This is a genomic window from Nostoc sp. (genome assembly GCF_036917095.1).
Lineage (GTDB): Bacteria > Cyanobacteriota > Cyanobacteriia > Cyanobacteriales > Nostocaceae > Nostoc.
Map to the genome: position 1 here is coordinate 456,743 of NZ_JBALFH010000040.1, position 18,393 is coordinate 475,135.

General features: G+C 43.0%; 16 protein-coding genes and 1 other RNA gene. 5 read left to right on the forward strand and 12 right to left on the reverse strand.

Annotated elements, in window-relative coordinates:
• Entirely contained in the window at positions 1-738 is a 738-nt protein-coding gene (gene psb32, locus V7L01_RS21600) for a photosystem II repair protein Psb32 (protein WP_335038249.1), read from the forward strand.
• A 66-nt stretch (positions 739-804) separates the two neighbouring features.
• Here psb32 and V7L01_RS21605 read toward each other — a convergent pair whose 3' ends face one another.
• From V7L01_RS21605 to V7L01_RS21620, 4 genes are all read right to left on the reverse strand, one after another.
• Positions 805-1,188 (reverse strand): DUF4346 domain-containing protein, encoded by a 384-nt coding sequence (locus tag V7L01_RS21605; RefSeq protein WP_335038252.1) that lies wholly within the window; start codon positions 1,186-1,188, stop codon positions 805-807.
• Positions 1,189-1,278: 90 nt separating this feature from the next.
• On the reverse strand, positions 1,279-2,460 hold the full coding sequence (locus tag V7L01_RS21610; RefSeq protein ID WP_335038254.1) for a GNAT family N-acetyltransferase: 1,182 nt from the start codon (positions 2,458-2,460) through the stop codon (positions 1,279-1,281).
• Positions 2,461-2,632: 172 nt separating this feature from the next.
• Positions 2,633-3,373, reverse strand: coding sequence for a RibD family protein (locus V7L01_RS21615; RefSeq protein ID WP_335038256.1), 741 nt, complete (start codon positions 3,371-3,373; stop codon positions 2,633-2,635).
• Complete coding sequence (locus V7L01_RS21620) at positions 3,373-3,507, reverse strand: hypothetical protein (RefSeq protein ID WP_335038258.1); 135 nt, start codon at positions 3,505-3,507, stop codon at positions 3,373-3,375. The genes V7L01_RS21615 and V7L01_RS21620 overlap by 1 nt, the downstream gene beginning before the upstream one ends.
• Before the next feature lie 160 nt (positions 3,508-3,667).
• Here V7L01_RS21620 and V7L01_RS21625 point away from each other — a divergent pair, with 160 nt between their 5' ends.
• Positions 3,668-5,797 carry an ATP-binding protein gene (locus V7L01_RS21625; protein WP_335038261.1) on the forward strand — a complete coding sequence of 710 codons (2,130 nt, stop codon included), beginning with the start codon at positions 3,668-3,670 and terminating at the stop codon, positions 5,795-5,797.
• 21 nt (positions 5,798-5,818) lie between these two features.
• On the opposite strand, the gene V7L01_RS21630 is transcribed toward V7L01_RS21625, so the two are convergent.
• The 6 genes from V7L01_RS21630 to groL form a co-directional block, all read right to left on the reverse strand.
• Positions 5,819-6,904 carry a Gfo/Idh/MocA family protein gene (locus tag V7L01_RS21630; protein WP_335038263.1) on the reverse strand — a complete coding sequence of 362 codons (1,086 nt, stop codon included), beginning with the start codon at positions 6,902-6,904 and terminating at the stop codon, positions 5,819-5,821.
• Positions 6,905-7,006: 102 nt separating this feature from the next.
• Positions 7,007-7,726, reverse strand: a complete 720-nt coding sequence (gene rnc, locus V7L01_RS21635; RefSeq protein WP_335038265.1) for a ribonuclease III — start codon at positions 7,724-7,726, stop codon at positions 7,007-7,009.
• Between the two features lie 166 nt (positions 7,727-7,892).
• Positions 7,893-8,316: RNase P RNA component class A (gene rnpB / locus V7L01_RS21640), an RNA gene on the reverse strand.
• Between the two features lie 42 nt (positions 8,317-8,358).
• Positions 8,359-9,057 carry a hypothetical protein gene (locus V7L01_RS21645; protein WP_335038267.1) on the reverse strand — a complete coding sequence of 233 codons (699 nt, stop codon included), beginning with the start codon at positions 9,055-9,057 and terminating at the stop codon, positions 8,359-8,361.
• Between the two features lie 64 nt (positions 9,058-9,121).
• A complete protein-coding gene (gene corA, locus V7L01_RS21650; protein WP_335038270.1) occupies positions 9,122-10,267 on the reverse strand; it encodes a magnesium/cobalt transporter CorA in 1,146 nt (381 codons plus the stop codon).
• Between the two features lie 439 nt (positions 10,268-10,706).
• Positions 10,707-12,380 carry a chaperonin GroEL gene (gene groL / locus V7L01_RS21655; protein ID WP_335038271.1) on the reverse strand — a complete coding sequence of 558 codons (1,674 nt, stop codon included), beginning with the start codon at positions 12,378-12,380 and terminating at the stop codon, positions 10,707-10,709.
• A gap of 158 nt (positions 12,381-12,538) precedes the next feature.
• Here groL and V7L01_RS21660 point away from each other — a divergent pair, with 158 nt between their 5' ends.
• Positions 12,539-13,621, forward strand: coding sequence for an MraY family glycosyltransferase (locus V7L01_RS21660; protein WP_335038273.1), 1,083 nt, complete (start codon positions 12,539-12,541; stop codon positions 13,619-13,621).
• Between the two features lie 121 nt (positions 13,622-13,742).
• Here the strand turns inward: V7L01_RS21660 and fabG are convergent, their stop codons facing one another.
• Complete coding sequence (fabG, locus tag V7L01_RS21665; protein ID WP_335038275.1) at positions 13,743-14,489, reverse strand: 3-oxoacyl-[acyl-carrier-protein] reductase; 747 nt, start codon at positions 14,487-14,489, stop codon at positions 13,743-13,745.
• A 313-nt stretch (positions 14,490-14,802) separates the two neighbouring features.
• On the opposite strand from fabG, the gene trxA reads away from it, so the two are divergent.
• Both trxA and V7L01_RS21675 read left to right on the forward strand, forming a co-directional pair.
• Positions 14,803-15,120 (forward strand): thioredoxin, encoded by a 318-nt coding sequence (gene trxA / locus V7L01_RS21670; protein WP_229467763.1) that lies wholly within the window; start codon positions 14,803-14,805, stop codon positions 15,118-15,120.
• 217 nt (positions 15,121-15,337) lie between these two features.
• Positions 15,338-15,502 (forward strand): hypothetical protein, encoded by a 165-nt coding sequence (locus tag V7L01_RS21675; RefSeq protein ID WP_335038277.1) that lies wholly within the window; start codon positions 15,338-15,340, stop codon positions 15,500-15,502.
• A 647-nt stretch (positions 15,503-16,149) separates the two neighbouring features.
• Here V7L01_RS21675 and V7L01_RS21680 read toward each other — a convergent pair.
• On the reverse strand, positions 16,150-18,069 hold the full coding sequence (locus tag V7L01_RS21680; RefSeq protein ID WP_335038278.1) for an iron uptake porin: 1,920 nt from the start codon (positions 18,067-18,069) through the stop codon (positions 16,150-16,152).
• Positions 18,070-18,393 lie beyond the last annotated feature (324 nt).

Here is an 18,393-nt window from a genome sequence, read left to right on the forward strand (position 1 = left end):
ATGAAACAGCTCCTCAAACAAGTATTTAACAGTCAAAAACACCTCATCCGGCTAATTCTACCTTTGGTGACGGTTATTTTAGCAGCTTCGCTGTTTGCCGCACCTGCTTTAGCCACAGGTGTGTATCAAATACCCAGCCTGACAGCAGGGAATGACACCTGGGTTTTGGATCGAGGTGAAGTCATCAGCCGTCTGAATGAAGGTAAAATTAGCAGCGCTTTTGAGGATTTGGCAAAGCAAACAGATAAGCAAGTCAGAATTGTTACTGTTCGCCGCCTCGACTACGGTGAAACACCGGAAAGCTTCGCCAAAGAACTGTTTGAAAAATGGTTTCCTACAAAAGAAGCCCAAGCTAATCAAACTTTATTGGTTATTGATACGGTTACCAATGGTACTGCCATTATTACTGGGGATGGAGTCAAGCCTTTACTCACCGACTCTATTGCCGAGAGTGTCGCTACTGAAACAGTAAGTGTGCCGTTACGCAATGGTGACAAATACAATCAGGCATTTCTCGATGCAAGCGATCGCCTTGTCGCCGTTCTCTCCGGCAAACCCGATCCAGGGCCACCCCAAGTCACTGACACTGTACAAGTAGAAGGCACTTTCAAAAAAGCAGAAGAGACTGACCAAGGTAACGCTACTGCTTGGGTAGTAGGATTGTTAATTGCCGCCACCGTTATCCCAATGGCGACTTACTATATCTATCAGATAAATCAGCCATCATCTGATGGGTAATGGCGGAGTTAGGAGTTAGGAGTTATGAATTTCTAACTATTAACTTTTAACTCCTCACTTTTAACTTTAATCCTGAACATACTCTTGCCCTGTGACTAAAGCCACCTCAGCCCGAACAAATTCTCGACCCAAATAAGCTGCATGATTTAATTGAGTTACAGGAGGGGGCTGAGTTTCCTCAAAGATTTTCACGCAAAGTTCTTTCGCCGTCCTCGCGCTAAAAACTGTTGTATGAGTTCGTTCCACCTTTGTTCGCGCTGGAATAACCTTTCCCGTTTCGGGATCGACAGCTAAACCGCGATCGTCAATCACATTTGTGAAATGCTTGGCATAAATTAATCCTGCATCTCGATCCAAGTAAATAATAAAATATCCACCGGGATCGAGGTCAATATGACGCTGGGAAAGTTTATCATCAATTGCGGCTAAATCTTCAACTATTAAATCCATAAGCACTATAAAAAGGAATTTTCTCTCTTCAGGGTTTTTACGCTCTATATCAAGTGTAATTCTTCGTTCACCCTCTGCCTTGGCAAACTTTTAAGAATCTCGGTTACTAAATGGTAACTCTGCATTAATCGCCTCAATCTGCTGCTGTTCGAGTTGATTCACTTCCTTAATATAGGGACGAATAATTTGTCCTAAACGATTGTTGTAAAAGCGGTGCAGACTGTGATTAGGCATAGCGGGGAAACCACGGCGTTTTTTGTGACGCCCGCCCGCGCCAGGGTCAAAAATTTGAATACCGTTAGCGATCGCCCACTCAATTGGCGCATAATAGCAAGCATCAAAATGTAAGCAGTCTATTTCTTGAAAACTCCCCCAATAGCGTCCATAGAGTTTGTCATCTTTAAATAAACAAAAAGACATTCCTAAAGGATGAGAATTATCTTCTTCGCTATATGCAGCAACAAACAAGACTCGATGGCGATAATCGGCGTATAGCTGCTCAAAAAACCTCCGTGTGAGATACTTGCTACCCCACCAGCCAAACTTATCACAGGTGTCAGCATAGAATTGGTGCATCAAGGGAAACAAAGACTGAGGAATTTGATCCCCACTCAGCGGTTGCAATCGTAAACCTGCTTTTTCGACAGCTTTGCGTTCCCGCTTGATATTGCGACGCTGATTGGCGTTGAAAACTTTCAAGTAGTCATCAAAAGTTTTAAAGCCAGCATTTTCCCAGATGTAGCTGTGGTGCAGCCAAGTTGTAAAACCATGCCGTTCCAGCATCGGACGCCATTGGGGATCGACGTAGAGAAAATGACACCCAGAAATTCGATTTTTGGAGCAAAAAGTGTCAATTTCATGCACCATCAGCGCTGTAATTTCATCCTCATCTTCTCCTGGGGCGATTAAGAACCGATAACCTTCAGCAGGAGTAAATGGTGTCATTCCCAGCAATTTTGGGTAATATTGAACTCCGATGCGATCGGCTAACTCTGCCCATTGGTGATCGAAAACAAATTCACCAGAACTATGTCCTTTGAGATAAAGTGGCGCAGCAGCAATCAGCGTTCTATCTCGCCACAATGTCAAGTGATTTGGCAACCAACCAGCTTTAGCCGTAGCACTTTGAGAGGTTTCGAGATTGTTCAGCCATTCCCATTCTAAAAACGGCGTTTTGAGTGGCATTGCCAAAGCATTCCAGGCATTTTGGGGTACTTCAGCGATTTTGTTCGTCCAAACGACAGAATAGCGAGGCTTAAGTTGTTCCACCATTGTCTGGGTTTTTTTAGGAGAGTAGGGAGTGGAGAGTGGAGAGTGGGGGAAAGAGGAGCAAGGGGAAGGAGGGAAGGGGGAGAATAAAAAATTAGTTTCTCCTCTGCTCCCTGCTCCCTGCCCCTCAGCCTCTTCCCCATACCCAATCCCCAATAACTTTACTTAGCGTAATCTAATCTGCTGGTCGTTGCAGGCGATAGTGCAAAAACACTTCTTGTTCAATTGTATGAACTTCTAGAAGTTGCAACTTGGGAGCTAAATTGGGTAAAAATCCTTTCCCTTCGACGGGTGTGGGTGCGGTATTACCACCTAAAATCAGCGGACAGACAGTCAGCCATAATTCATCAATTAAATCTAATTCCAGCAAGGAAGCGACTAATTCACCTCCACCCAAGACCACCAAGCGTGTTATATGTAGAGTGGCTAGATGCTTTAAAGCTGCGGAAATGTCAATTTCTCGCGTTGGTGTTTCAAAAACCAGAATCTGCTCAAATTCTGGAGGACATTCCTGCGCTCTGCTTGCCAGAGTTGAGGAAAGCGTCCTTAAGCGTCCTTTCCATGAAAGTGCTCCCTCTGTTGTCGTGAGTAGCCAGCGTCTAACTGGTTGCTTAAAAAACCTAATTTCCGGATTGAGGTTTGCAGAGTGTGTAGTCACTATGTGAAGTGGCTGCGGAGGCTTCCCTCGTTGCGCCCGATGTTGCACTAGAGTTCGATCTGTTATGGTGAGTGTTGTTCCGTAGGCACGGAGAGTACCAGCACCGAATAAAACGGCATCAGAGGCAGCGATTTGTTTTTCTAAGTGTGCTTTATCAACCCTTGAGCCAAACCGAGCAGGCGATCGCTTAAAATCTGCTATCTTGCCATCTGCACTCATTGCTAAAACAACTGTAGTATGAGGACGATGTTGCAACATTAAATACGTTTGATAGTTTTATTATTTTTTTTGCTAGTGGGTAGATTATCAAAAAAATCTATACCTGCAAGTGCCTCTTTCACAATTTCACCACTGTATTCATATGCAACAACAACCTCTTCTACATTTAGCATATATAAGTTTTGGTATCCCACGTTTCTTTTTGAATTATAGCAATTTGTTATTTTTAAACATTGAAAATAAAATTCTGATAATTTAATAAAATGTCTCATCTAGCTGGTCTAATTACATATCTTTGCTGTTGTGGTTTGCAGATGCAAAGTGAGACACTCGATGATTAATTCCCGCCAATCTTCCTTTCGTCGAATTTTAGTAACGAGAATATTGCTGCTGTTCGTTCCAGTTTTACTTATAGGCGAGATCGTTGCCTTAAATAAGGCACGTTCTAGCATATTGGGAACTGCACGGCAAAATTTAACAGAAAGCGCCATCAGTAAAGGGGAGAGAATTGGAGATGCGATCGCTATCTTAAAAGCTAATTTGCTGAGTGTAAGTAAAACAACGGTAATTCCGTCGGGTTCGCTTATACAAGAGCAAGAAATTCTCACGCAGTTAAAGCAACAACTTCCAGCAAGTATTGAGTGCATCCAATTAACGAACCTCTTAAAGCAGAAGATAATCGCCAGTAGCTGTGGAGATCGAGCAATTGGAGAATTGAGATTACCTTTGCCTAGTGACGGAATTGATGTCAAAGCAAGCTTTCCGCCAAAGACAGGAATAACTGGAAAAAGAAATACACAAAATCAACTGCAAGTAGTATTATCTGCACCAGTTTCCGATAGCCGTAAAAATTTAGTTTACAGCTTAAGTATTCAGTCTGCATTGTACCAACAAACCAGAAATGCGCCGGGATCGCTCACAGGCGCTATGGTAGTGATTGCTGAAGATGGCACAATTTTGGCGCATCCACTCACCGACTGGGTGGGAACTAATATCAATCAGCGCTCAAATTCTTCCCAACTCAAAAGCATAATTAAAAATGCAATTGCCGGACAAAATGATTCGGTAAATTTGTCTTTTACAGAGGGGAAAGAATTAGTAGCTGGTTATACAGCTATTGCAAATCCACTCACCCAACAGCAGCAGCAAAAATGGATAGTCTTAGCTGTTACTAGTGTCGATAATGCGCTTTTTGGTTTAGAGGAAATCAAACTAATTCTCATTGTTTTGACAGTTGGTCTGATTGGTGCAAGTTTGTTAGCATCCCTATATCTAGCTCCTTATTTGGCACGTCCTGTAGAAGAACTGCGAGACTACGCTCTCAATATTCATTCTCACCATGCCGCACAACCAGTTCCTCACAATTTTCAAATCCGGGAATTCAATCAACTGGCCCAAGCACTAGACCAAATGGTAGAACGCCTGAAAGCTGGAGCAGAAGAACTGGAAATAGCTTGGAAAGAAGCAAAAACCGCTAACCAGATTAAAAGCCAGTTTCTGGCTACGACTTCGCATGAATTGAGAAACCCATTAAATATTATTATTAACTGTATTCGCCTGGTTGAAGATGGCTTATGTGATGACCGGGAAGAAGAAATGGAGTTCCTCAAACGTGCCGATGAAACAACGATTCACTTGCTAGGCATTATTAATGATTTACTCGACATTTCTAAAATCGAAGCAGGTAAGCTTTCAGTCGTCAATACACCTATTGACCTCCGACAAATATTGTTAGAGGTGATTAATTTACAATCAGTTAATGTTCAACAAAAAGGCTTGCAGTTGAAATGTGAGTTAGATCCCCAAGCGATACCAATTCAGGCAGACGCACCAAAACTGAAGCAGGTGTTGATTAATGTTATTGGCAACGCGACTAAGTTCACCGACACAGGAAGCATCACCATTGCTACAGAAATTCAATATAGTAATGGTAAATCTCAGGTGGTAGTTGCTGTCAAAGATACAGGTATAGGTATCGATCCAACTCAACAGCACAAGCTATTTCGCCCCTTTGTAATGGTGAATGGCACAACTACCCGCCAGTTTGAAGGTACTGGACTGGGACTAGCGATTTCACGAAACTTAATCGAACTCATGGGAGGTACCATTACTCTTGAGAGTGCGGGACTTCATCAAGGTACGACACTGAAGATTACCATGCCTTTGATTGATATTTCGCTGTTACCAGTTCCCAAGAAAGAAGCAAATATAGGGGATGTTGGATTTTCCTCTGGGAATGATGGGGCAAATGCAAACAACTTCCCTAGCCTACAGGAGTCTGGGGTAAGTCCCTCTTTGGGGATCGACAAGTCTCTAAAAGCAGGGGTAGACAAAGAGATGTTCCCGAAGTCTCTGCTGCTACTTGGGAAAGAGACTTGCGAGATTCGTCTTTCGCCGCTGCAAACTATCCTGGTAAGTCTTCCAAAAAGAGGAGTTTGTGCGAATGGGAGTTCCGAGAGGTAATTTTGGCAAAAGTCGTTACTTTTATCCTTGACTATCATTCAGAAAAACAGGTTTGCCGCCTTGCTGAAGAGATAGTGTTAAAGCAGCAAGAATTTCTACTAATTCAGTGCCTACCCAGCCAGACGAAATCTCTGAAGGAGTATTGCTGAGAATAGAGGCAACAAAGGAGGAGCAGACCCGCCCCAATGGTTCGCCTGTTTCTAATTCCAGCACTATCTGCCTTTGATTCACAGGAATAAATTGATTGCCCTGCTGCTCAAACTCACCATTTAGTAGGGTTAAAGGTGATGATAGTGACATTTCATCAAAAATTAAGCTGCCAAGGCTGCCCACAATTCCCAGCCGTCGCTGTTTATCAGGATTCAGCCAGCACAAGTGAATATAAGCTTGAAAGCCATCTGGGTATGTCAATGTTAGCCATACTAAATCAGCCAAACCTTGAGGCAGAACAGAATCTGTATATGGACTCACCTCTGCTCCCCTGCTCCCCTGCTCCCCTGCGCCCTGTAGCCACACCGTACCCGTTGCTTGTACTTTCACAGGGATTTGACCTAGCCAAGCGTTAAATATAGCAATATCGTGAATAGCTAAATCCCACAGCGCATCAACATCTTGCCGGACAGGCCCCAAATGGGTGCGCGTTGCGTAGCCATAGCGTAAATCACCTAATTTACCCGCCTGTACTACAGTTTTTCCTCGCTCAACTGCTGGGTGAAATAAATAAGTATGGTCAACCATGAGTATTAAATGATTTTGCTCTGCTAAGTAGCAAAGTTCCCTGCATTCTGCTGGGTTGAGAGTTAGGGGTTTTTCTGCCAGAACATGGTATCCCTGTTGGAGAGCGTCTTTAATTAAAGCATAGTGGGTGGTAGCTGGAGTAGCGATCGCCACTCCTGTTAACCCTGACACTTTTTTCAAATCTTCCCACTCTGTTGTTAATATTACATTTTTATCTAAATCAAACTGCTGCTTTATCGCCGTTAATCGTTCTGGATGGGGGTCTACTACAGCAACTACATCTACTTGAGGATGTGCTAAGAAATTCCGCAGCAAATGCACTCCCCAACGCCCAACTCCGATGACAGCAATTTTAATTTGGTTTGTCATTAGTCATTAGTCATTAGTCATTAGTCATTAGTATGCAAGGGACTAGGAACAAATGACCACTGACAAACAACTAATTATCAGTTTATCAGCCGTATTTTTGGTTCAGGGTATTTCCGGTTGAGGAATTGCTAAAAAAGCTACCTTAGCTGCGGCTTGTTCGGCAGTTTTGATCGAGCGTCCCTTACCTTCTCCAAGCTTGTTTCCGTGCAGCCACACTTCAGCGACAAAACGTTCTTGATTTCGGTGCGGTTGATTGACTTCCACAACCCGATACTCTGGTAAAACTTTAAATTGTGCCTGAGTCCATTCTTGAAGAGCAGCTTTGTAATTAAGTCTGGCAGGATCGAGGCGAATTTCTGTTGTTAGTTGTTGGAAGTGGGGATCTAGCCAAGAGCGGATCAGTTCCAGATTTTGAGTGCTTAAGTAAAGCGCACCCAGAACGGCTTCAAAAGCATCTGCCAGTCGTGACTCTTGACCAACTTTATCAGCAGTAGCACTACCAGCGACTAGTAAGTATAACTCCAAACCATAAACTCTGGCCAATTGGGCGAGGATGCGATCGCTCACCAACACCGAACGAATTGCCGCAAAATCCCCTACTGGACAATCGGGATAATTTTCCCATAACACAACAGCCGACACCAACCGCACCACTGCATCGCCAACAAACTCCAGCTGTTCATAATTTGCCGAATCAGAGACAGTAGGATGAGTTAGCGCTAAATCCAGCAATTCCCACTTTATAGGTGCTTCTAGCGACAAACCTAATTTTTGGACTAAACTTTCGAGTTGCCGCTGACGGCGTGGATAGGCAAGGGGCATTGGGGGCAGGGGGCAGGGGGAGCAGGGGGAGCAGGGGGGGCAGGGGGAGCAGGGGGAGCAGGGGAGGCAGGGGAAAAATACTTACTTCTGACTCCTAACTCTTGTACAGACGCGATTAATCGCGTCTCTCCTAACTCCTAACTCAGCACTTAGCAGTAAAAAAGGGGGAGAGAGCAGGACATAAGCCGGGTTCTGTTCTCTTGCGAGGGCAGTTATCTATCTGGGACGTTTGTTACCAAACGCCTCAAGCGGCTCTCTTTGAGCGGAACTGGTAAAAGACCAACCGTAGTTCCTATCGCCTTGCTCCCAACCGGGGTTTACCGAGCCAGCACCTCTCGATACTGCTGGTGCGCTCTTACCGCACCTTTGCACCCTTACCAGATCAATTAAAAAGGTAAAATTAAAAATTAAAAATTGTTCATTTTACATTTTTAATTTTTAATTTTTAATTGATCTGGCGGTATCTTTCTGTGGCACTATCCTCACGATCGCTCGCACTGGACGTTATCCAGCAAGTTTGGTCTTTCGGGAGTCCGGACTTTCCTCAAACCAGTGACTATCACCGATCTGCAACCGCCTGCGCCTACTCTCTCCTTAGATCCAGTGTACTGTTGACATAGCATGTTGACATGCTATTGCTTTTTTTTATTCCAAGGTAGAGCGTAAGTCCAAGGTAGTTTCTTGACTGTGAAAGGACAATTGATAATGCTAATGGGAGGAAAATCACGGCCTGGAGATAAACCTAAACGCACTTCAGATACTCTGAGCACTAGTTGCAAGGAAAAGTCCAACTCCTTTCTTCTGTTAATAAAGTCGTTGTAAAGCTTTTTTTGCCCTTTTTGCAGACCGTTGATATCAATTAGTGGCTTTTTAGCTAAGTAGGTTCCAGCTGCTGGATCGCGCTCGAATACATCTTCTGCTGTCACCGTTTCAGAAAGTGTTTTCCTGGGAGCAATCAGGCTAGGACTTTGGGGTACTGCTAAGTCGCGGGTTAAGTCTGGTGATTTCCGAATTACACGGCGCGATTGCTTGCTATGTTCAACTACTAAAGAACTGTTGTCCCAGTCAACATATACAGCAATATTTTCAGATTTATTTTCAATGCTAATTCCTAAATCTTTCAAATCGTCAATGGGGTATGAGGATTTGAGTTTAAAGGAAATTCCAATTTTATCGTCGAGATTTTGTTCTTTGAGTTGCTCGTCAACGATTCCTTTTTTAAACTCAAACTTAATTTGGTCGTCGATGGATTCAACCATGCGGTTAAAAACATAGGAAACACCGATAATATAAATTGTCAAAACTACTAAATTCTGGTCGCTACTCCTCATAACTCAGAATCTTAACTCCCGGTGCTAATGAATGTTTATTCGACTCATCGCTGATCTGCAATTTTTAATTGCGCTTGATTGTTACAGAATTTTGCAGCCAGCCTCGCTGCCAAAAAAAGAATACTAAACTAAGTGCGATCGCTACCATCACTGCTATGCAAACTGGGTAGCCCCAATACCAATTCAATTCAGGCATATTATATGGCGATTTTTCAGTATTGAAATTCATACCATATATTCCGGCAACAAAAGTTAGTGGAATAAAAATTGTTGAAACTATCGTTAGTACCTTCATGATTTCATTCATTTTGTTGCTCACTGCCGAAAGATACACATCCATTAATCCAGATGCTAGCTCTCGGTAAGTTTCTACCATATCCATCACTTGGACTGTATGGTCATAACAATCACGCAGGTAGATTCGCACTTCTTCACTAATCAAATCGGGAGCATCTCGAATCAAGGAGTTAATTGCATCTCGCTGGGGCCAGATAGCACGACGTAGTTGTAGTAATTCTCGCCTAATTTGATAAATATTTTGTAGTGTTTGCGGGGTAGGCTTAACTATTACTTCCTCTTCTAACTCTTCGATTCGCTCCCCATAAAGCTCCAGTACCGGGAAAAACCCATCAATAATTGCATCTAATAGAGCATAAGCTAAATAATCTGCTCCCTGTTTACGGATGATACCTTTGTTTTTTTCGATTCGCGATCGCACTCCTTCAAAACAATCATGTTCTGGTTCTTCTTGGACTGTCAGCAAATAATGTTTTCCCAATATTAAACTCACTTGTTCGCTGTAAAAACCACATGTTTTTTCCTTTGCTACTACCATGCGAGCAATGAATAGCAATTGGTCTTCATAATCCTCTGTTTTGGGGCGTTCTGGTACATTAACTATATCTTCTAAAACTAGAGGATGTAACTCAAAAACTTTACCTAATCGTTGTAATATATCTTGACTACCTAAACCTTGTACGTCTACCCAAGAAATAGATTCCATCTCCAGATATGGCACACACTCTTCTGGAGTTGCTATTTGTTCGCGGATGTAATTAGTTTGGTTATAGTCAATCAAGAAAATTATTGGTGGTGGAGCATCTTCATCAATAAAAATAGTTCCAGGTATAGTCCCTGGTTGGTGATAGAACTCATCTTCATATGATGGCCTATTTAGTATTTTGGGAAGGCGACGCAGTTTTCGTGCCATGCAATCTTACCTAATAGTTATTAGTCATTTGTCATTAGTAAAAGTAATTGACTCGTGACAACTGACGACTTACACGTAATTTTACAAAAATTAATCCAAAAAGGGCAATTTATAGCTTAAGCAATTATTTAGGTTGCTAATTTTGTCATCAACATTTTGTTGGTAATCAGTTGTACTCACAACTAAGCACTGAAAAGTTTCATAATTACAGCTATTTTCAGATAAAATAGGGTCGCGTTGTAGGAACATAGCAATGCTGTGCCCCTACGATACGTGTAGTTTAAATAGATGAAAACTACTGTAAGTTTATTTACGATCAGTAAGTTACCAGCAATACAGATAACATATTGCTTCTAAATCAGCAATGGTAAGTATAAAAAAACAGTTTGCCTTGGCAAGACAAACTGCTGAAAAAATATTTATTTGGGTGAGCAGAATCTTAGAACATGCCCATGCCGCCCATACCGCCCATACCGCCCATACCACCCATGCCGCCCATACCGCCCATGTCAGGGGCAGCAGCAGCGGATTTCTTCTCCGGCTTTTCAACAACGATCGCTTCGGTGGTTAAGACCAAACCAGCAATGGAACCAGCGTTTTGCAAAGCTGAACGCACGACTTTGGCAGGGTCAATAATACCAGCAGCAATCAAGTCTTCAAATTCGCCAGTAGCGGCGTTGTAGCCAATGTTGAAGTCGCTATCGCGAACTTTCGAGACGATCACAGAACCTTCAGCACCAGCGTTATCTGCTATTTGGCGCAAGGGCGCTTCTAGCGCTCGTTCGACAATATCAGCCCCAATTCTTTCTTCGTCATTTTGTAGAGTCTGTTTAATCTCTTGTACCTTCTTAGCTAAGTGAATTAGAGTTGTCCCACCACCAGGAACAATACCTTCTTCCACTGCGGCTTTAGTAGCGTTGAGCGCGTCTTCAATCCGCAGCTTACGGTCTTTGAGTTCGGTTTCGGTTGCCGCACCCACTTTAATCACTGCCACACCGCCAGCGAGCTTGGCGATGCGTTCTTGCAGTTTTTCTCGATCGTAGTCAGAATCGGTTTCTTCTAACTGTTTGCGAATTTGAGCAATCCGTTTTTGTACCTCTGGCTTGGTGACACTGCCAGCGACAATTGTGGTGCTTTCTTTGTCAATGGTGATTTTACGGGCAGTTCCCAGCGCTTCTAAAGCAGCGGTATCCAAGCTTAAGCCGATTTCTTCCGAAATCAACTGTCCGTCGGTGAGAATAGCAATATCTTCTAACAAAGCTTTGCGGCGATCGCCAAACCCAGGCGCTTTAATCCCAGCTACGGCTAGTACACCCCGCGCTTTGTTCACCACCAAAGTTGCCAAAGCATCACCTTCAACATCTTCAGCGATGATCAGCAAGGGCTGACCAGAACGGGCAACTTTTTCCAAAATCGGCACTAAATCTTGGATGCTGCTGATTTTTTTGTCAGTAACCAAGATCCGAGCGTTTTCAAATTCGACGATTTGCCGCTCGTTGTTGGTGACGAAGTAGGGTGAAATGTAACCCCTATCAATCTGCATCCCCTCAACTACTTCTAGTTCGGTGGTTAGAGATTTAGATTCTTCAACGGTAATTACACCATCTTTGGTGACTTTTTCCATTGCTTGAGCTAACATTTGGCCAACTTCTTCATCGTTACCAGCAGAGACAGTGGCAACTTGAGCGATCGCACTTCCTTCTACTGGCTTGGCTATTCTGGCAATTTCTAGTACCAGTGCCTCAATAGTTTTGTCGATCCCGCGTCTCAAGCTAACTGGGTTACTACCCGCCGCGACGTTCTTCAAACCTTCCCGAATCAAGGCTTGTGCTAAAACGGTGGCGGTGGTTGTACCATCCCCAGCGACATCTTTAGTTTTTGAGGCCACTTCCTGGATGAGTCTTGCACCAGTATTTTCCAAAGGATCTTCTAATTCAATTTCCTTGGCAACAGTGATACCATCGTTGACAATTTGAGGTGCGCCAAATTTTTTCTCTAAAAGGACATTGCGACCTTTGGGCCCCAAGGTGATTTTTACGGCATCGGCAAGGGCGTTAACACCCCTTTCTAGAGCTCGCCGCGATTCCTCGTCAAATGCAATAATTTTCGCCATGTTTTATTTCTCTAGCGCTTCCATTAGACAATTTAGCACTCACAGGGCAAGAGTGCTAATCTTCCAACCGGCTCAAGTTACAAATGGAAATAAAAAAAATTGATTAATATACAGGTGATGCTCATATTAGATACTGGCAGTAATGCTTGAATTGGGAGATGAATCTAGACAACTCCCTTAAGTCCCTTGGTATTGCCGACCCTAGCGGCACCGGCTGGTTGGCGGTAGTATTTACGTTCCTCTTGGCTTGGCTTGTAACTTGGCGTTTAATTCCGACAGTACGCAAATTCGCCTTGCGGGTAGGTTGGGCTGACCAACCCAACGCCCGGCGACTCAATCGAGAACCTTTACCCAACGCAGGGGGGTTGGCTATCTACGCGGGTGTAATTGCCGCGCTGGTATTAGCTAGCCTTTTACGACCGATCGAACTCCAAACCGTATTGGCTCAGGTGCTCACTATTCTGTTGGGGGGTTCGATATTAGTCCTTGTGGGCTTTATTGACGATCAGTTTGGCTTACCGCCCTCTGTTCGATTGTGGGCGCAAATTGTCACGGCACTGTTGCTGGTAGCTAATGGCATCAGTGTCAGAGTCCTGTTTGGCACTCCCATCGACTCGCTTCTGTCCATGTTGCTAACAGTGCTATGGGTAGTGGGGATTACTAATGCCATCAACTTGATGGATGGTATGGATGGCTTGGCAGGAGGAATCAGCTTTATTACCGCCATGAGTTTGTTGGGCGTTGCAGCTCAATTTAACAATCGTGCCGCGGCAATCTTAGTACTTGCAGCTTTGGGAGGTGCTGCACTAGGATTTTTACGCCATAACTTCCATCCATCACGAATTATTATGGGTGATGCCGGAGCATACTTTTTCGGCTATGTACTGGCAGCAACTAGCATTTTAGGAAAACTGCAACAAAACACAGTTTATGCGCTAATTCCTACGGTTTTATTTCTGTTGTTACCGGTGCTAGACACCACTCAAGTATTTGTGCGGCGGCTACTAGCAGGAAATAACCCTCTCAGTACTCCTGGCAAAGACCACCTGCACCACCGCTTACTTGCTTGGGGACTCTCCCAGCGCAATGCTGCGTTTACCCTTTGGTCAATTACCTTAGTTTTCAACTTGCTGGCGATGAGAATACAAGGTATGAGTTTGGCTGTGATGCTGACAACCGCCAGTAGCATTATCCTGCTTTTGGGCTTTACAGTCTGGCAAAGGATACGCCAACAACCTTAGTTGTTTGTAGGGTAGACATTGCAATGCTAGCCTTACTGAAGTCAAGCACAGATAAAATCGGTGCGTTAGCCTACGGCGTAACGCACCCTACAAAAATCACTAACTCCTAACTCAGAACTATTTACGCCATTACCATGCCGCCATCGACATTAAAAACTTGTCCAGTGACGTAGGCGGCGGCGGGATCGGCGGCGAGGAAGCGCACCATCCCGGCGACTTCTTCGGGTTGACCGAAACGACCGAGGGGAATGTATTTCAGAATATCTTCGGGGTTGTTGAGATCGCTGGTCATATCGGTGGTGATGAATCCAGGGGCGACGGCGTTAACGGTGATCCCACGAGTAGCGAGTTCTTTGGCAACGCTTTTGGTGAAGCCGATTACACCCGCTTTGGCAGCGCTGTAGTTTGATTGTCCTGGGTTGCCCATTTGCCCAGCAACAGAAGTAATGTTGATAATCCGCCCCGATCGCTGCTTCAGCATGATTTTACTGGCGGCACGTGTACATAAGAAAACACCAGTTAGATTAAGGTCTATCACTGCTTGCCAATCTTCTGGCTTCAAACGCAAAAGTAGTGTGTCGCGCGTAATACCTGCGTTGTTGACCAAGATATCCACACGGCTAAACTTTCCCATGACGGCGTTAACTAATGCGTCTACTTGCTCGCCTTTAGAAACATCAGCTTGGATCGCGATCGCCTGACCTCCTGCTGCTGTAATTTCTGCAACAACTGCCTCAGCAGCAGCACTAGAATTGGCATAATTGACAACTGCGATCGCTCCTTGTGAGGCTAATTCAATTGCGATCGCTCGGCCAATTCCTCGTGAAGCACCTGTGACAATTGCGACTTTATCTTGTAATAGTGTCATTTAATGTTCCTCAATCTTAGAAATACCGCGCTAATTATCTTATGGTGATTTCGGGAACATCTGAATATTGTCTGGATAATTAAATATCTATAGTTATTTGCTTAGTCAGAATAGGTTTAAATACATATTTAATCCATATACACAAACAAGAATAATATACGGATTTTATTATAATTATTTAAGATTTTTTGTTGGCAAATCATTCTATATTGACTAATTTAATCCTTTTTCAACAAAAACCCATAAACCTATACCGCTTTTTTTTTCTAAGAATTACTATTGAAACAAACAATTGAAAATCGGTGTGTATCACATGGCAACTAAAAAGCAATTTAACAGCTTTGAAGAGATGCTGTCTGCTTCTGATGTACCTGTATTAGTAGATTTTTACGCTGACTGGTGTGGCCCATGCCAAATGATGGTGCCAATTTTAGAGCAAGTCAATGCCCAGCTTAAGGATCGCCTGCGAATTGTTAAAATCGACACAGAGAAATACACAGATTTGGCTACTCAGTATAAAATTGCTTCTCTCCCAACCTTAGTACTATTTAAGCAAGGTCAGCCTGTGGATCGGATAGAGGGAGTGATGCAAGCACCGCAGTTAGTACAATATCTACAAACAAAGGTTTAAGCTAACACTTAAAATTTCGATTTTAGCTGGCAGAGGCGCGGAATATCGCGTCTTTTTTAGTGGGGGTGCACAGCTACCTATAACCCTACGAATCACCGAGTAAAATCTTAAGTAAATATTAAGCATATCTACTTATATGTCTAGAGAAAGTAGTTTAGAAGTTGAGATGTATATATTGTATAGATATAACAAAGTATCTTGACAAGTAAAGCAATATATGAATTCTAAACAGCAAAAACCTGATAAAGCCTATATTTGGGTGAATATTGACTTTGATAAAGTTAAACATAGAATAGATGCGGTGACTTGCCAGATTGAGCGAGTTATACAAAAGCACCAAATTTCAAATCAAACTGTTAACTTAGGTAGAAAAAACAATTAGGTTATCTCTAGGGCGATGTCTACGATGGGCTACGGTTACTTACTTTATTTGGGAGCATTCCAAACAGGGCTATTTCATTCTCATCTAGCCCACCTCAGAATAAATTCTGAGGCTAATAGCACTCATTCGTCTAAAGACGACTAGAAAGGCTTTTAGTCCACTAAGCGTGGACTTGGGCTATTAGCCCGGAACTTTAGTTCTGGGCGGTTTATGTCTAGAACGAAATAGCCCTGGCATTCCAAATGTGTAAGTTATATCAAACTCAGGTTATAAATTGTCATTGCAAAATTGGGGTGCTCCCCTTTATTTTTAGTGCAGCGTAGCCTGCCGTAGGCATAGCATCGGCTTTGAACAGGATATTTTCGGCAAAGCGACCATATTTTTCTAAAACACAAAATAAGATTACTCGATAAACGTTCAGCGAGTTTCTATTTATTAGTCATTATTTTATCCTCAACACTTCTTTTCAGGAGTGTTATTTTTCGGAGGATATCTGCTTACTAATTATTCCGTGAAAACGTGTGAGGAAATGATGGAATGGCTATTTTAAGGATGCAGCTAAGGAAGTTGTAAGAGAGAGTAGTAAAGAAATAGCTAACTTGTTTGATTATGTTTTGGTAAGTCAGCCACTCCCTACTCCCAATCTCTTAAAACGTAAAAGTAGTCCGAAGTACACCTACAGTCGTAGTCTCATTGTTGCTGTTACCTTCTGGGTTAAAGAGAACAAACGCACCAGGGGTAATGCTGATATTATCGCTAACTTGAAGGCGGTAATAGGCTTCTAAATGGTAAGGAGTCGCCCGATTGTCGCCTGTGGGCGTAAGTTGAGCAGAACCACCAGTATCACTACGGAAAAGCGGCTGACCAAAAAGAATTCCGGCAGTGTTTCCTGACTTGAATAAATCTTTGAAGTGAATTCCCGCCATCCAACTTGTAAAGGTGGTGGAAGCATCCACGCTATTGGAAGCAGCATCAACAAATATTGCTGCACCGTAGCCAGATAAGGCTATCTTGGGAGACAATCGCCATGTTACCGTACCGCCAACAGAGTTGAGTGTGAGCGGTGTTCCAGTTGCAACCCCTGCTAAAGCACCGATATCACTACTAACTAATCCTGTAGCCAAAATATTGATTTCGTGATAACTGTGGGCATAGTTTAAACCAATATCCAGAGCGGGAATTGGCTTGAAGGTTAACTGTGTGGCAATAATACTACTACCACTAAATAAACCTGCTCCCAAAGGTGTAGTAGAAACTCCTGGAACTGCCTCATTAGCAGACTTTTCGGGTAAATTGGCATTTACGCTGCCGTATAAAGCTCTTAAATCCAAATTTGGCGAAATATTAAAAATAAATCCCGCCGCCGATGCTAAACCAGTACCTGAAGTTCCACCAGAAACCCGTAGCACAGGATTCAAACCGGCGAAACGAGATATTGACTCTTGTCCTTCACCATAAAAAGGCGTAATTGCTGGGAAAGCATCTGATGTTTCCGCCGCAGTTCCCGCAAACAAGGTTAATTTATTAGCGACGGGAAAAATATACAGCAATTTGTAAAGCTGAACGCTGTTTGCGCCAACACCCGACAAAGTATTGACATTTAACCCCGGAAATTGCGGCTCAAAACTGGTACGAGCGCTACTTGCACTTAAAAGCGGCGAAGCTAATCCTAAACCTTGTTGTAAGCTACCCTCTCCAGTGGCTCCACCCAAAAAGTTATAGGCTTGCAATCCAGTAATTAATGAATCTTTACCAGTAAAGCTAGTGGTGAGATTTAACCGCACTCTATTGACTAGGATGATGTTCGGGTCGCTGTCATTAGGAGCGCCGCCACTAGCACCAACACCAGCAATGATTACCTCTCCATTCAGTTTGGTCGTAGTAGAAAACTGATTTGCTTCTAGTTCTGCTGTGCGAGCTTCTACAGCATCTACTCGACCCCGCAATGTTGCCAATTCTGCCGCAAATTGTTCTTGTAGTTTCTGCAACGTGGCTAAATCTTCTTTCTTGACCAAATCACCAGTTGCAGTCGCAATTAATTCGTTAATTCGCTCTAAACAAGCATTTAAGCCAGCAGCAAATTCATAGCGAGTCATCGCCCGATTACCGCGATAGGTTTGATTGGGATAACCTGCGATACAACCATATCGCTCGACTAAAGATTGGAGTGCCTGAAATGCCCAATCAGTAGGCTGTACATCAGACAATTGGGATACGGATGTTACTTGTGCAAGTTTGTATGAGGATGGAGATGAACTTGCAGGCTGTGGTGTGATTGGCTGCCAAAAGTTAACAGCAGAATCTACCTCTAAATATTGATTTTTTTGCTGTTGATTGATTGAGGATAATTTTTTTTGACTTTCATTAGCTATTAGCAATTCACTAGAGATATTTTTTGCTAAATTGCTTTGATGAGAATCATTTTTTTGATCCCTGCCATCATCTTGATTAACAGCTACGTTTTTCTCTGCACTTTCTAAATTAGGAAGGGCTTGCACAGGTGATAACCCGGCAATTAAACATAAAAATCCCATCCCACTAGCAGAAGCTAGTAGATATTTAGCCATGATAACTCCCAACACCTTTAAAATAGTGAAAAAATTGATTGCGATTTTAAAATGGATTGATAAGTAAATTTAAAGTATGTTGAGCAAGAAAATCTTGTTAACTTTAAATTTTGGTTTTCAGATTTTTTCTGAATTGGCTTACCAGAACATCGGCTTATATCGCAACTATTAAATAATAGTAAATACTATTTTTGAAAAGAATTAACAACCAATTGTATTGATAGTTCTTATAATTACTATTGACAAAATAATAATTACATCAGTCTGATTTTGTGATATTGACGAATATAGGTATAGAGCCGAGATCCGCGGCTCTATACCTAC

What these genes read in the sequence shown, in the direction of transcription:
- psb32 (WP_335038249.1), top strand. Translation starts at nt 1, where the DNA reads ATGAAACAGCTCCTCAAACAAGTATTTAACAGTCAAAAACACCTCATC.
- V7L01_RS21605 (WP_335038252.1), bottom strand. Translation starts at nt 1,188, where the DNA reads ATGGATTTAATAGTTGAAGATTTAGCCGCAATTGATGATAAACTTTCC.
- V7L01_RS21610 (WP_335038254.1), bottom strand. Translation starts at nt 2,460, where the DNA reads ATGGTGGAACAACTTAAGCCTCGCTATTCTGTCGTTTGGACGAACAAA.
- V7L01_RS21615 (WP_335038256.1), bottom strand. Translation starts at nt 3,373, where the DNA reads ATGTTGCAACATCGTCCTCATACTACAGTTGTTTTAGCAATGAGTGCA.
- V7L01_RS21620 (WP_335038258.1), bottom strand. Translation starts at nt 3,507, where the DNA reads ATGCTAAATGTAGAAGAGGTTGTTGTTGCATATGAATACAGTGGTGAA.
- V7L01_RS21625 (WP_335038261.1), top strand. Translation starts at nt 3,668, where the DNA reads ATGATTAATTCCCGCCAATCTTCCTTTCGTCGAATTTTAGTAACGAGA.
- V7L01_RS21630 (WP_335038263.1), bottom strand. Translation starts at nt 6,904, where the DNA reads ATGACAAACCAAATTAAAATTGCTGTCATCGGAGTTGGGCGTTGGGGA.
- rnc (WP_335038265.1), bottom strand. Translation starts at nt 7,726, where the DNA reads ATGCCCCTTGCCTATCCACGCCGTCAGCGGCAACTCGAAAGTTTAGTC.
- V7L01_RS21645 (WP_335038267.1), bottom strand. Translation starts at nt 9,057, where the DNA reads ATGAGGAGTAGCGACCAGAATTTAGTAGTTTTGACAATTTATATTATC.
- corA (WP_335038270.1), bottom strand. Translation starts at nt 10,267, where the DNA reads ATGGCACGAAAACTGCGTCGCCTTCCCAAAATACTAAATAGGCCATCA.
- groL (WP_335038271.1), bottom strand. Translation starts at nt 12,380, where the DNA reads ATGGCGAAAATTATTGCATTTGACGAGGAATCGCGGCGAGCTCTAGAA.
- V7L01_RS21660 (WP_335038273.1), top strand. Translation starts at nt 12,539, where the DNA reads ATGAATCTAGACAACTCCCTTAAGTCCCTTGGTATTGCCGACCCTAGC.
- fabG (WP_335038275.1), bottom strand. Translation starts at nt 14,489, where the DNA reads ATGACACTATTACAAGATAAAGTCGCAATTGTCACAGGTGCTTCACGA.
- trxA (WP_229467763.1), top strand. Translation starts at nt 14,803, where the DNA reads ATGGCAACTAAAAAGCAATTTAACAGCTTTGAAGAGATGCTGTCTGCT.
- V7L01_RS21675 (WP_335038277.1), top strand. Translation starts at nt 15,338, where the DNA reads ATGAATTCTAAACAGCAAAAACCTGATAAAGCCTATATTTGGGTGAAT.
- V7L01_RS21680 (WP_335038278.1), bottom strand. Translation starts at nt 18,069, where the DNA reads ATGGCTAAATATCTACTAGCTTCTGCTAGTGGGATGGGATTTTTATGT.